9 protein-coding genes are annotated in these 13,576 nt (G+C 74.8%); 8 read left to right on the top strand and 1 reads right to left on the bottom strand.

Annotated features, from left to right (window positions below):
• The 5 genes from LWC35_RS37445 to LWC35_RS37465 all read left to right on the top strand — a co-directional run.
• A partial coding sequence (locus tag LWC35_RS37445; RefSeq protein WP_232875256.1) for a helix-turn-helix domain-containing protein occupies positions 1-1,633 on the top strand: 1,633 nt, incomplete at its 5' end.
• Positions 1,634-1,820: 187 nt separating this feature from the next.
• Complete coding sequence (locus LWC35_RS37450; RefSeq protein WP_232875257.1) at positions 1,821-2,465, top strand: hypothetical protein; 645 nt, start codon at positions 1,821-1,823, stop codon at positions 2,463-2,465.
• A 51-nt stretch (positions 2,466-2,516) separates the two neighbouring features.
• Positions 2,517-4,349 carry a dynamin family protein gene (locus LWC35_RS37455; RefSeq protein ID WP_232875258.1) on the top strand — a complete coding sequence of 611 codons (1,833 nt, stop codon included), beginning with the start codon at positions 2,517-2,519 and terminating at the stop codon, positions 4,347-4,349.
• The gene (locus LWC35_RS37460) at positions 4,346-5,824 is read left to right on the top strand and encodes a dynamin family protein (protein ID WP_232875259.1); all 1,479 of its coding nucleotides are present in this window, start codon (positions 4,346-4,348) and stop codon (positions 5,822-5,824) included. The genes LWC35_RS37455 and LWC35_RS37460 overlap by 4 nt, the downstream gene beginning before the upstream one ends.
• 159 nt (positions 5,825-5,983) lie before the next feature.
• Entirely contained in the window at positions 5,984-8,569 is a 2,586-nt protein-coding gene (locus LWC35_RS37465) for an Hsp70 family protein (protein WP_232875260.1), read from the top strand.
• Between the two features lie 55 nt (positions 8,570-8,624).
• Here LWC35_RS37465 and LWC35_RS37470 read toward each other — a convergent pair whose 3' ends face one another.
• Entirely contained in the window at positions 8,625-9,683 is a 1,059-nt protein-coding gene (locus LWC35_RS37470) for an LLM class flavin-dependent oxidoreductase (protein WP_232875262.1), read from the bottom strand.
• A 123-nt stretch (positions 9,684-9,806) separates the two neighbouring features.
• Between LWC35_RS37470 and LWC35_RS37475 the strand changes: the two genes are divergently transcribed.
• From LWC35_RS37475 to cydD, 3 genes are all read left to right on the top strand, one after another.
• Positions 9,807-11,222 carry a cytochrome ubiquinol oxidase subunit I gene (locus LWC35_RS37475; RefSeq protein ID WP_232875263.1) on the top strand — a complete coding sequence of 472 codons (1,416 nt, stop codon included), beginning with the start codon at positions 9,807-9,809 and terminating at the stop codon, positions 11,220-11,222.
• 9 nt (positions 11,223-11,231) lie between these two features.
• On the top strand, positions 11,232-12,233 hold the full coding sequence (gene cydB, locus LWC35_RS37480; protein WP_232875264.1) for a cytochrome d ubiquinol oxidase subunit II: 1,002 nt from the start codon (positions 11,232-11,234) through the stop codon (positions 12,231-12,233).
• 11 nt (positions 12,234-12,244) lie between these two features.
• Positions 12,245-13,576: thiol reductant ABC exporter subunit CydD (gene cydD / locus LWC35_RS37485; RefSeq protein WP_232875265.1), on the top strand; the 1,332-nt coding region annotated here is incomplete at its 3' end.

Below are 13,576 nucleotides of genomic sequence, written 5' to 3' on the forward strand. Positions count from 1 at the left end.
GGTCGGCGCGGAGCCCGCCGACGGGGCGCAGTTGCTCACGCAGGTGGCGGGGCTCCCGGTCGCGTCGGAGACGCTCGCGGCGATCACCCGGCAGGCCCCGGAGGCCGCGGAGCCGGACCCGGCGGCCGCGGTCCGGGTGGCCCGGGCCGCCGTCGCCCGGGGGGCCGGGTCCGACGCGGCGCTCGTGCTGGCGCAGGCGTTGGCGGCGTCGGGGAGGCCGGGCGAGGCCGAGGAGGTGCTCGCCGGCCTGGCCGTGGACGGCGATGCGCGACGGCTCGGGCTGGCGGCGACCCGCCTGGGGAACCTGCGCTGGGGCGTCGGGTCGCCGGACCGCGCGGCGGCGTTTGCGGCCGAGATCGACCAGGGGTCCTGGACCGACCCGCGGCGCCCGGAACTGCTGGTGCTGCGTGCGGCGGACCTCGCCTACGCCGGCCGCTACGGCGAGGCGCTCGCCGCGGTCGCGCCGCTGCTCGACCACGTCGAACGGCTCGGCCCGTTGGCCGGGCCGGCCCGGGTCGTCGCCGCCGAGGCGTGGTGCGGCACGGGCCGCCACCAGGCCGCCCTGGCGGCGGCCGGGCTCGGCCGGGCTGCGCTGCCCGCCGCCGCCTCGTGGGCACCGGGCTGGGGGCTCCCCCAGCTGGACTCGGCGAGCTGCGGCGCGCTGGTGGGCCTGGGGCGGCTGGCGGAGGCGGCGGCGCTCGCCGAGGCCGGGCACCGTCGAGCGGTCGCCGCCCGGCAGCCCGTCGCCCAGGCCCTCTACGGGGGCTGGCACGGCATCGTGCTCGCCCGGCAGGGGCGGCTCGGTGCCGCCCTGGAACGGCTGCACGACGCCGCAGGCGCGGCCCGGGACGGCGCGTTCCCGTTCCTCGTCCACGTGCGGGCCCAGATCGCCGAGGCCGAGGCGATGCGCGGGGACGCCGTGGCCGCGGCGGCGGCGCTGCGGCACGCCGAGCGCGCGGTGGAGGCGGTCGGCGGGGTCGGCGAGGCGTGGGTGGTGCTCGCGTCGGCGTGGACGGCGGCCGCCCAGGGCGGCGACGCGGTGACCCGTGCGCTGGACGCCGCCCGGCGGGCGCGGGCGCTCTCCCAGCTCCAGGTCGAGCTGCAGGCGCTGCACGGCTGCGTCAGGTTCGACGCGGCGGAGGCCGCCCTGGAGCGGATCGGCGAGGTGGCGGAACGGGTCGACGGCCCGATCGCGCTCGCGTACGCGCGCCACGCACGGGCGCTCGCCGCGGGTGACGCCCGCGCGCTCGGCGAGGTCGCCGACGTCTTCGCCGGGCACGGGATGCTCCTGCTGGCGGCCGAGGTCGCCGCCCAGGCCGCCCGCCTGCACGAGCTCGCCGGCCGCAAGCGCGCGTCCCGGCTCACGGCCACCCGGGCCCGGCAGTGGGCGGGGCGCTGCGAGGGCGCCGCGACCCCGCCGCTGGCGTCCCTGGGTGCGGCCGGGGTGCTGACGTCCCGGGAGTCCGAGATCGCGGCCCTCGCGGCCGCCGGGATGACGAGCAAGGCCATCGCCGCCCAGCTGATGGTGTCGGTCCGCACGGTCGACAACGTGCTGCACGGGATCTACCGCAAGCTCGGTGTGCCCGGCCGGCGGGAGCTGGGTGTGGCGCTGCGGGCGGGGGTGGGCGAGTGAGGTCGCGGCGGCGGCCGGGCGACGCCGGCGGGGTGCGCATGAGTAGCCCGGCGCGGGCCGGGGTGCAGGGAAGTACCGGGCTACTCACGACGGCGCACCCGGACCGCCCCGAGACTGCTGCCCGGCGACCGTCCGGTCGCCGCACGAGGGAGCCGGGGAGAGGCACGGGGCAGCAGGAGGGACCGTCATGGACGAGCACGGCACGGGCGAGCACACCCGCAGCGGGGACGTCTTCGGGAACGAGCGCCGCGAGGAACACCGCGACCGCGACGAACACCGCGACCGCGACCGCGAGGAGCACCGTCGCGAGGAGCACCGCGAGCACGAGCGCGAGGAACGCGGACGCGAGGAGCACCGCCGCGAGGAACACCGCGAACACGAACGCGAGGAACACCGCGACCGCGACGGCCACCGCGACCGCGACGAGCACCGGGACCGCGACGAGCACCGGGACCGCGACGAGCACCGGGACCGCGACGAGCACCGCGAGCACAGGGGCGAGCACCACGGGCGCGAGGAACACGGGCGCGAGGAGCACGGCCGGCACTTCGAGGGCACCCGGCACGAGCACCGCGAGGAGCACCGGGACCGCGACCGGGACGACCACCGGGACCGCGACCGCGACGAGCACCGCGACCGGGACCGGGACGAGCACCGCGATCGCGACGAGCACCGCGACCGGGACGAGCACCGGGACGACGAGCACCGGTACGAGCACCAGGACGTCCGCTCCGAGCACGACGACCGCTACGACCACGACCGGACCGAGGACCGCGGTCACGAGGAGCACCGGGACATGGGGTCGCACGACGTCGGGACCGAGCACGTCTGATCGACCGTGCCGTGAGGGCCGCCCCGACCGGGTGGCCGGGCCGGGGGGAGCATGACCCGACAGCAGGGACCGAGCGCCGCGGTGCGCTACGCCCGGGAGACCGTGGACCTGGCGATCGAGGGCGCCGAGGCGTACCGCCGGGACGACCTCGTCGAACGGCTGCGCGGCGCTCGGGACCTGCTCTCCGGATCCGGCGTGACCATCTATGTCGTCGGGGAGTACAAGAAGGGCAAGAGCTCGCTGGTCAACGCCCTGCTGACCACCTCGGTGTGTCCGGTGGACGACGACATCGCCACGGCCGTCCCGACCGTCGTGCGGTTCGCCACCGAGCCGAACGCCCGGGCCACCTACGAGCCCGAGGACGGTGACGTCGGCTCGCCGTGGACCGAGACGATCGCGTTCGAGCAGATCGCCGCGCACGTCGCGGAGGGCGGCAACCCCGGCAACCGGCGGCGCCTGCGGTCGGTGACGGTGGGCGTGGACCGGGCGCTGCTCGAGTCCGGGCTGATCGTGGTGGACACGCCGGGGGTCGGCGGGCTGGGGTCGGTCCGCAACGCGGTCACCGCGAGCGCGCTGCCCTCGGCGCACGCCGTGCTGTTCGTGTCCGACGCCTCGCAGGAGCTCACGGCGGCGGAGCTGCGCTTCCTGCGGACCGTGGCCGAGCTGTGTCCCACGGTCCTGTTCGTCCTCACCAAGATCGACCTGTACCCGCACTGGCGGCGCATCCTCGAGCTCGACCTCGCGCACCTGGCGCGGGAGGGCGTGCCGGTGGCGGCGTTCGCCGTGTCCTCCCAGGTGCGGTCGGCCGCGGCCGACGCCGCCGACGCGGAGCTGAACGAGGAGTCCGGGTTCCCGCCCCTCGTGCAGCGGATCGACGAGGTCGTCGAGGACGCGGAGCGCGTCGCGCTGCAGACGGTCGGTGCCCACCTGCTCTCGGCGATCGGGCAGATCGTCCCCGCGCTCTCCGCACGGGCCGCCGCGCTGGGCCGCCCGGAGGACGCCGCCGACGTGCGGGCCGAGCTCGTCCGCGCGCGGGAGCGGGCCGACACCCTGCGCAGCAGGGGCTCGCGGTGGCAGCAGGTGCTCTACGACGGCTTCGCCGACATCTCCTCGGACGTCGACTTCGATCTCCGGGTCCGCACCCGGGCGGTGCTCGCGGAGGCGGAGCAGGCGATCGACGACGGCGATCCCGCCAAGAACTGGGACGAGTTCGAGAAGTGGCTGCGCTCGCGGCTGGCCGCCGAGACCCTGGAGAACTACGCGCGGTTCACCAAGTCCGCCGACGAGCTCGCGGACCGGGTCGCCGAGCACTTCGAGCTGGTCGAGAAGCAGATCCTCACCGTCCGGGCGCCGGTGGGGGTGCTGGAGCAGCTCTCGATCGACACGACGGCGCTGGACGGCCCGAAGAAGGTCACCGGGAAGATGGCGATCTTCCAGAAGACCTACGCCGGTTTCATGATGTTCACGATGCTCACGCACCTGACGGCGCTGGTGATCCCCAGCCCCGTGGGCATCGTCGCGGGCCTGCTGATGGGACGCGCCGCCCTCGGCGAGGAACGGCGCCGGGCGATCGAGAAGCGCCGGTCGGCCGCGCGCACCGCGGTGCGCCGGTTCGTGGAGGAGTTCTCGATCCAGGTGTCGAAGGACTCCCGGGACACGGTCCGGCGGGCCCAGCGGGAGCTGCGCGAGCGCTACACCAGGCGGGCCGAGGAGCTCCAGCGGTCGGCCACCGAGGCGCTCGACGCCGCCCGTGAGGCGCTGCGCGACGACGAGGACGCCACGGACGAGCTGCGCCGCCTGCAGAAGGACCTGCAGCTCTTCGCCACCCTCCGCGCCCGCACGGAGCAGATGCTCGCGCGGACCGCCCCGGAGCCGGTCCCGTGAGCGGGTCCGGTGTCGCCGAGCGGATCGCCGCCCTCGTGCAGGCGGCCATCGGCGTCTACACCGGCGGACCGGCCGAGGCCGAGCTGCGCGCGGTGGCGGACCGGCTCGCGGAGCCGCTCCGCGTGGCGATCGCGGGGCGGGTCAAGGCGGGCAAGTCCACGCTGCTCAACGCGCTGGTGGGACAGCAGCTCGCCGCCACCGACGCCGGGGAGTGCACGCGCATCGTCACCTGGTACGTCGACGGGCTCACCTACCGCGTGGACCTGCACCCGCGGGAGGGGGCGTCGCGGCAGGTGCCGTTCCGGCGGGTGCGGGGGGCGCTGGACATCCGGCTCGACGGGGTGACCGCGGCGGAGGTGGAGCGGCTCGTCGTCCAGTGGCCGGCGCCGGCGTTGCGCACGATGTCGCTGATCGACACCCCAGGCATGGGCTCGGCGACCACGGCGCTCGGCGAGCGGACCGAGGCCCTCCTCACCCCGGAGGCCGAGCTGGAGGGCGCACCCGCCGAGGTCGACGCGGTGGTCTACCTGATGCGCCACGTGCACGGCGAGGACGTCCGGTTCCTCGAGACGTTCCAGGACGGCTCGCCGGACCGCAACCCGGTGAACACCGTGGGTGTGCTCGCCCGCGCCGACGAGGTGGGACACGCCCGCCCGGACGCCCTCGAGGTCGCGGGCAGGATCGCCACGCGCTACGCCGCGGATCCCAGGATCAGGGCGCTGTGCCGCACCGTCGTGCCGGTGGCCGGGCTGCTGGCCTCCGCCGCGGCGGCCCTGCGCGAGAGCGAGTACCGGATGATCGAGGTGCTCGCGCGCGCACCGGACCTGGACCGGCTGCTGCTCACCGCGGACCGGCTGCTGACCGCGCCGACCGACGTCCCGCTGCTGCCCGACGAGCGCGCCGCCCTGCTGGACCGGTTCGGCATGTTCGGGCTGCGCCTCGCCACGCGCATGGTCCGCGACGGCGAGGTCGGCGGCGCCCGTGGTCTCGCGGCCGCGCTCGCGGAGGCCAGCGGCCTGCCGCTGCTGCAGGCGGTGCTCGCCGACCAGTTCGCGGCGCGCGCGGAGGTCCTCAAGGCCCGGTCGGCGCTGATGGCGCTCGAGGCGGTCGTGCGACGGTACCCGCCGCCGGCGGCGTCCGGGCTGGCGCGCGACGTCGAGCGGGTGCGCGCAGAAGCGCACGAGTTCGCCGAGATCGCCCTGCTGGACGCCGTGCGGTCGGGAGCCGTGCCGCTGTCCCCCGACGAGGCGAGCGGGGCCGAGCTGCTCCTCGGGGCTTCCGGCACGGACGCGCGCAGCCGGCTCGGCCTGGCCGCCGACGCCGGCCCCGAGCAGGTCCGCAAGGCCGCCGCGGACCAGCACCTGCGCTGGCAGCTGCGGGCCGAGCACCCCGCCTCCCCCCGCGAGGTCCGGCAGGCGGCGCGGCTGCTGGTGCGCAGCTGCGAGGGCATCCTCGGCGGGCTCGGCCCCGGATGAGCAGCGACCGCGGGCCTCGTCGTCGGGCATGAGTAGTCCGACCGTGGCGGCCGTCCGGGGTGAGTAGCGCACTACTCATGACGGGCCGGGCGGTGGCCGGGAGGTTGACCGGGCGGGGGCCTCGGGCCGTCGCCGCCCCGGACGCGTGGAGGAGGCCCGGTGGGTTATAGCCTCGGAATCGACCTCGGCACCACCTACACCGCGGCGGCCGTCGACCGCCGGGGCGCCGTCGAGATGGCCACGCTCGGCGACCGGACCGCGGCGATCCCCTCGGTCGTGCTCATGCGCAGTGACGGCCCCGTGCTCACCGGGGACGCCGCCAACCGCCGGGCCGTGATGGAGCCCGACCGGGTCGCCCGCGAGTTCAAGCGCCGCCTCGGCGACCCCACGCCGCTCGTCCTCGGCGGGGCGCCGCACTCGGTCGCCTCCGTGCTGGCCTCGCTGCTGCACGCCGTCGTCGTGAAGGTCGCCGACCGCGAGGGCGGGCCGGCGGAACACGTCGTCCTGACGCACCCGGCGAACTGGGGGCCCTACAAGCTCGAGCTGTTCGGGTCGGTGCCGCGGATCGCCGAGGTCGAGCACGTGACGCTGACGACCGAACCGGAGGCCGCCGCGGCGCACTACGCGACGAACGAGCGCCTGCCCGACGGGGCGGTCATCGCCGTGTACGACTTCGGCGGCGGGACCTTCGACGCGACCGTGCTCCGGCACCGCGGCGGCTCCGGTTTCGAGACGCTCGGCGTGCCCGAGGGCGTGGAGGGTCTGGGCGGGATCGACTTCGACGAGGCGGTGTTCGCCTTCGTCGACCGGACCCTCGACGGGGCGGTGACCTCCCTCGACCACGGGGACCGGCAGAACGCGTCGGCGCTGCTCCGGCTGCGGCAGGAGTGCGTGCTGGCGAAGGAGACGCTCTCGTTCGACATCGAGACGATCATCCCGGTGCTGCTGCCGGGCCTGCAGACCGAGGTGCGGCTGACCCGCGCCGAGCTCGAGGAGATGATGCGGCCGTCGATCGAGTCGACCGTCCGCGCCCTCCACCGGGCGCTGCGGACCGCGAAGGTGGAGCCGGAGGACCTCCACGCCGTCCTGCTCGTGGGCGGCTCGTCCCGGATCCCGCTGGTCTCGCAGATGGTGTCGGAGGCACTGGGCCGGCCCACCGCGGTCGACGCCCACCCCAAGCACGTCGTCGCGCTCGGCGCGGCGGCCCTCGCCGCGGCGTACGAGGAGCCGTCCGGCAACGGCGCCGGGACCTCCGATGCCGGCACGGCAGCCCGGGTGGCGGATCCGGGTCCCGGCGGAGGGGCGGCGGTGGCCGATCCCGCGGGCGCAGTGGCCGGCGGGGTGGGCGCCGCGGGCGGGGTGGCGGCAGGTCTCGCCGCGGCGTCCGCCGCGAGCTCCGCGCCGGCCCAGGCCGCACCACCGGCTCCACCCGCAGCGGAGACGTCGCCGGCCTCGACCCCCGTCGAGGTCCCGCAGAGCGCCGCGCCGGCGCAGCCGACCGCCCCCGAGGCGCAGGCCCCGCAGGGCCTGCCGTCCGGGCCGCCGGGCCCCGGCCCGGCCACCGAGCCACCTCCGGGGGGCAGCGGGGACGCCGGTCGGGACGACGGCACTGCGGCCGCCCCCGACACCACGACGGGTCCGCCCGCCGGTCCCCCGCCCCTCGCGCGCCCGCGTGGCGGCGACCCTCGCCGTCCGCTGCGGATCGTCCTCGCCGTCGTGGCCGTCGTCGTGGTGCTGGCCGCGGCAGGCGTCGGCGTGTACCTGTTCCGGGGCGGGGGCGGCACGTCGCCGGCCGCCCCGACCCCGCCCGGCGTCGCCGCGAGCATCGCGAACCCGACGGTGTCCGGAACCGTCCCGGTCGGCAAGAACCCGCAGGACGTGCTCCTGTCCCCCGACGGCCGCACCGCCTACGTCGTGAACAGCGGCTCCAACTCGATCTCGCTGGTCGACACCGGGACGAACGCGATCACCGCCACCGTTCCCGTCTCCAACGGACCACCGCAGTTCGCCAGCATCAGCCCGGACGGCGCGCGGCTGTACGTGAGCGTCTACGACCCCGGCACCAGCGCCGCCACCGCGGTCAACACCGTCGACGTGATCGACACCGGCTCGCGCGCGATCACGCACATCATCCCGGTCGGGCTGCACCCCTATGCCTCGGCGGTCTCGCCGGACGGCAACACCATCCTGGTGCCGAACCACGACTCGGCGGACATCTCGGTGATCGACTGGAAGACCCGCTCGGTGGTCGCGCGGATCCCGGTGAAGCCCAACCCGCACTTCGTGGCCTTCACCAAGGACGGCTCCAAGGCGTTCGTCGCCGACCACGAGTCGAATGTCGTCTCGGTGCTCGACGGGCACACCCACGCGGTCACCGCCGTGATCCCCGTGGGCCGCAGCCCGCACAGCCTGGCCGTCTCGCCCGACCAGACCAGCGTCTACGTCGTCGACTACGACCAGAACACGGTCTCCGTGATCGACATCGCGAGCGAGAAGGTCACGGACACGATCCCGGTGGGGGCGAACCCGCAGAGCGTCGCGTTCGCCCCTGACGGCAGGCACGCCTACGTCGCCAACAACAGCGACGGCACCGTCTCCGTCATCGACACCGGCACCCGCGCGGTGGTGTCGACGGTGAAGGTCGGACGCAGCCCCACCACGCTCGCCGTGGCGCCCGACGGACAGACCGCCTACGTCACGAACTTCGACGACAACACCCTCTCGGTCCTCCGCACCGCCGCCTGATCCGACCACCGGCGCCGGAGCCCGCACACCTCGACGCGCGTCCACACCCGCCCCGTCAGCGGGCCGGCGCCCCGACCTCGTCCTGCTCGGCCCGGCGCGTCCGGCCGGCGGGCGGGAGGGTGAGGACGGGCAGCACCTCGGCCCCGAGCCGGGCGACGTTCTCACAGGTCCGCGCCGTGTTGCCGGTGGTCTCGACCATCAGCGCGAGCGAGCGGGCACCGGTGCGCCGCAGGGTCCGGTCCAGGCGGGCGCGGCAGAGGGCGGGGTCGCCGACCGGGTGGAGCCGGCAGAGGAGGTCGGTGTACTCCTCGGCGTCCCGCCGGGTGCGGGGAGCGCCGTCGTAGCGCGTGTAGCCCGCGAGCCCCGGCCGGAGCCAGCGCGGGAGTGACTCCCGGACCTCGGCCCGTGCGGCGGCGGTGGTGTCGCCGACGTGTGCGAGGTGGGTGCTGACGTGCACCACGTCCGGGCCTCCCCGCTCGCGGTAGGTGCCGACGAACCGGGCCTTCTCGTCGTCGTCGGCGTGCATGCCCAGCAGCATCGGGAGGCCGCGCGAGACGGCGAGCCCGATCCCGGTCCCCGAGGTCACCGCGAGCAACGGGTCCACCCCGTTCCGCGGTCCGGGCACGACCTCGACCGGGCGGAACCGGAAGTGCGGCCCGTCGCCGCGGACGCGCGGCCCGGCCAGGGCCGCGAGCAACAGGTCCAGCGACTCGGCGAACCCGCCGTCGAGCCGCTCGGGCCCGGTGCCGAACACCTCCAGGTCCACCCACGGCCCGCCGCGGCCGACGCCGAGCCGGAAGCGGCCGCCGGACACCTGGTCGAGCAGCAGCGCCTGCTCGGCGAGCGCCACCGGGTGCTGCACGGACAACACGCTCACCGCGGTGCCGACGGTGATCCGTGAGGTCGCGCCGAGCACGTACCCGGCGAGCGTGACGGCCGAGGGGCACAGGCCGTAGGTCATGAAGTGGTGCTCGGCGAGCCACACCGCGTCGAACCCGGCCTCCTCGGCGGCGACGGCCGCCGCGACCGTCCCGTCGAGGACCTCGCCGGCCGGCCGGCCGGGGAAGCCCGGGGCGAGCAGGAACACCCCGACCCGGGGTCGCGCGCCGATCATGCCGGCGACCGTATCGGCAGGCACGCAGGGTGACGGGACACACCCTGCGCCGGACTTTCTACGTGGTGTAGAACTGATCCCGGAGCCTCTACAAGTCGTAGAAGTTCGGGAGGAGCCGCCGCCATGGCACTCGACCTGGCCCGTTGGCAGTTCGGGATCACGACGATCTACCACTTCCTGTTCGTCCCGCTGACGATCGGCCTCTCCGTGGTCGTCGCCTCCCTGCAGACCGCGTGGCACCGCACGGGCCGCACCGAGTACCTGCGCGCCACCAAGTTCTTCGGCAAGCTCTTCCTGATCAACTTCGCGATGGGCGTGGTGACCGGGATCGTCCAGGAGTTCCAGTTCGGGATGAACTGGAGCGACTACTCGACCTTCGTCGGCGACGTCTTCGGCGCGCCGCTGGCCATGGAGGCCCTGCTCGCGTTCTTCCTCGAGTCGACCTTCATCGGCCTGTGGATCTTCGGCTGGGACAAGCTCCCCCGCCGCGTCCACCTGGCCTGCATATGGGCCGCCGCGATCGGCACGAACCTGAGCGCCTACTTCATCCTCGCCGCCAACGCCTGGATGCGGCACCCCGTCGGCTTCGAGATCGACCCGACGACCGGGCAGGCCCGGCTGACCAGCATCTGGGCCGTCCTGACCAACGACCAGGCGTGGTCGACCTACCTCCACGTCGGCAGCGCCGCGTTCATCGCCGCGGGCCTGTTCGTCGCCGCGGTCAGCGCCTACAAGCTGCTGAAGAACAAGGAGCCGCGCGAGCACGAGCTGTTCCGCAAGAGCATGCGCGCGGGCTTCGTGGTGACCGCGATCGCCGGCGTCGTCGTGTCGATCTCGGGTGACCACCAGGCGAAGCTCATGGCGCAGTACGAGCCGATGAAGCTCGCCAGTGCCGAGGCCCTGTGGGACGACGAGCACGCCGCCGGCTTCTCGATCTTCGCCGTCGGCGACGTCCAGGACGGCCGTAACCACGTGAACGTCCAGGTCCCCGGCCTGCTGGCCTTCCTCGCCACCGGCGACTTCGGCGGCGACGTCCAGGGCATCAACGACATCCAGGACCGCCTGACGAGTGAGTTCGGCCCCGGGGCGTACATCCCCAACGTCGGGCTCCTCTACTGGGCCTTCCGCATGATGATGGGGCTGGGCCTGGCCGGGGTGGCGATCTCGGTCGTCGGGTTGTGGTTGACGCGCAAGGGCAGGCTCTTCGCCTACCGCTGGCAGTACCGGCTGGTCGTCGCCGCCCTGCCCGCCGCCCTCCTCGCGAACATCTTCGGCTGGATCCTCACCGAGATGGGCCGCCAGCCGTGGACGGTCGTGGGCGAGCTGCTCACCGCCAACAGCGTCAGCCCGGGCGTGAGCCTGACCGAGGTGGCGATCTCGCTGTCCGCCTTCACGCTGATCTACGCGGTGCTGGCGGTGATCGAGTTCGGGCTGCTGTTCCGGTACGTCAAGGCGGGCACCGCGACCGTCATGCCCTACCCCGAGGACGAACCCGAGCCCGAGAAGACCGACGAGCGCGTCCCCGCGTTCGTCTACTAGGAGCGCACCATGGACCTCCCCCTGCTCTGGTTCGTCGCCATCGCCGTCCTGTGGACCGGCTACCTGGTCCTGGAGGGCTTCGACTTCGGCGTCGGCGCCCTCCTCCCGGTCCTGTCCAGGGACGACACCGACCGCCGCGTGATGATCAACTCGATCGGCCCGGTCTGGGACGGCAACGAGGTCTGGCTGATCACCGCCGTCGGCGCGACCTTCGCCGCCTTCCCGGCCTGGTACGCCTCGATGCTCAGCGGCTTCTACCTGCCGATGCTGCTGATCCTGCTGGCACTGATCGGCCGGGGCGTGGCGTTCGAGTACCGCGGCAAGGTCGACTCGGTGGCCTGGCGCCGGCGCTGGGACGCGGTGATCGTGGCCGGCAGCACCCTCCCGGCGTTCCTCTGGGGCCTGCTGTTCGCCAACCTGGTCCGCGGGCTGGCCATGGGCCCGGACCACGTCGTCACCACGGACGTCGTCGGGCTGTTCAACGGCTACGCGGTGCTCGGCGGGCTGCTGACGCTCGGCCTGTTCCTGCTGCACGGCGCGGTCTTCCTCAGCCTGAAGACCGACGGCCCGGTCCGGCTGCGCGCACGCTCGTTCGCGGCCTGGTCGGCGCTGGTGGTGCTGCCGCTGCTGGTCGCGTTCGCCGGGTGGACCCAGGGCCGCAGCGGCGAGCCCTGGACGTTGCCGGTGGCGATCGTGTCGGTCGTCGCCCTCGCGCTGGGCGCCGGGCTGGTGCGGCGCGGCCGGGAGGGGTGGGCCTTCACCGCCACCGCGGTCGCCGTCGGCACGCTGGCCGTGCTGGTCTTCGGCTCGCTGTTCCCCGACGTCCTGCCCTCGACCACCGATCCCGCGAGCTCGTTGACGATCGACAACGCCGCGTCGGCGCCCTACACGCTCACCGTGATGACCTGGGTGGCGGCGGTGTTCCTGCCGCTGGTCCTGGCCTACCAGGCCTGGAGCTACTGGGTCTTCCGCAGGCGGGTCACCCGCGCCCACATCAGCCCGGCGCACTAGGACACCACCCGATGAGACCCCTGGATCCCCGCCTGCTGCGCACGGCGAGCGCCGTCCGCACCCACCTGTTCGTCGCCACCGGGTGCGGTGCGGCCCTCACCGGGCTGATCCTGCTGCAGGCGTGGCTCGTGTCCCGCGTCGTCGCCCGCGCGACCGGCGGCGCGGGACTCGAGGAGCTCGCCCTGGTGATCGCGGCCGTCGCCGCGGTCGCGGTCGCCAGGGCCGGGCTCGCCCACGGCGCCGAGGCCGCTGCCCTGCGCAGCGCCGCCACGGCGAAGTCGCAGCTGCGGAGGCGCCTGGTCCGGCACGTCACCGGCGGCGTCCCCCGCGACCGGGCCGCCGGCGAGCTCGTCACCCTCGCCACCCGCGGCCTCGACGCGCTCGACGACTACTTCGCCCGCTACCTCCCCCAGCTCGTGCTGGCCGTGCTGGTCCCGGTCGCCGTGCTCGTCGTGATCGCCGGCGCCGACTGGGTGTCGGCGGTCGTCGTCGCGGTGACCATCCCGCTGATCCCGCTGTTCATGGCCCTGGTCGGGATGCACACGCAGGCCCGCACGAACCGGCAGTGGGCCCTGCTGAACCGGCTCGGCGGGCACTTCCTCGACGTCGTCGAGGGGCTGCCGACGCTCGCGCTGTTCCGGCGGGCCAAGGCGGAGGCGGCGCTGGTCCGGACGGTCACCGACCAGCACCGCGAAGCCACCATGGGGACGCTGCGGGTGGCCTTCCTGTCGGCGTTCGTCCTCGAGGTCCTGGCCACGCTCGCCGTGGCGCTGGTGGCCGTCGAGATCGGCTTCCGGCTGCTCTACGGCCGGCTCGACCTGGAGACGGCACTCCTGGTGCTGATCCTCGCGCCGGAGGCCTACCTGCCGTTGCGCGAGGTCGGCGCCCGATTCCACGCCAGCATGGAGGGCATCGCGGCGGCCCGGCAGGTCTTCGCGGTGCTCGACGACCGGGCCGGCGTGACCGCGGCCGGCACCGGGGCCGCCCCGGGCGGCGACGTCCGCCTGCACGGCGTGACGGTCCGCCACCCCGGCCGCGACCGGGACGCCCTCCACGAGCTCGACCTCACCCTGCCCGCCGGCCGGACCACCCTGGTCACGGGCCCGAGCGGGGCGGGCAAGTCGACGCTGCTCGCGCTGCTGCTCCGGTTCGTCGAGCCGACCTCCGGCCGGGTCACCGTCGGCGGCGACGATCTCGCCACGGCCGACCCCGACGCCTGGCGCCGCACCGTGGCCTGGGTCCCCCAGGACCCGCACCTGTTCGACGACACCCTCGCCGGCAACATCCGCCTCGGCGAACCCGACGCCCCGATGGCGGCCGTGCGCCGCGCGGCCACCCTGGCC

It is taken from the genome of Pseudonocardia kujensis (assembly GCF_021283305.1).
Taxonomy (GTDB): Bacteria; Actinomycetota; Actinomycetes; order Mycobacteriales; family Pseudonocardiaceae; genus Pseudonocardia; species Pseudonocardia kujensis.

What these genes read in the sequence shown, in the direction of transcription:
- LWC35_RS37450 (WP_232875257.1), top strand. Translation starts at nt 1,821, where the DNA reads ATGGACGAGCACGGCACGGGCGAGCACACCCGCAGCGGGGACGTCTTC.
- LWC35_RS37455 (WP_232875258.1), top strand. Translation starts at nt 2,517, where the DNA reads ATGACCCGACAGCAGGGACCGAGCGCCGCGGTGCGCTACGCCCGGGAG.
- LWC35_RS37470 (WP_232875262.1), bottom strand. Translation starts at nt 9,683, where the DNA reads ATGATCGGCGCGCGACCCCGGGTCGGGGTGTTCCTGCTCGCCCCGGGC.
- LWC35_RS37475 (WP_232875263.1), top strand. Translation starts at nt 9,807, where the DNA reads ATGGCACTCGACCTGGCCCGTTGGCAGTTCGGGATCACGACGATCTAC.
- cydB (WP_232875264.1), top strand. Translation starts at nt 11,232, where the DNA reads ATGGACCTCCCCCTGCTCTGGTTCGTCGCCATCGCCGTCCTGTGGACC.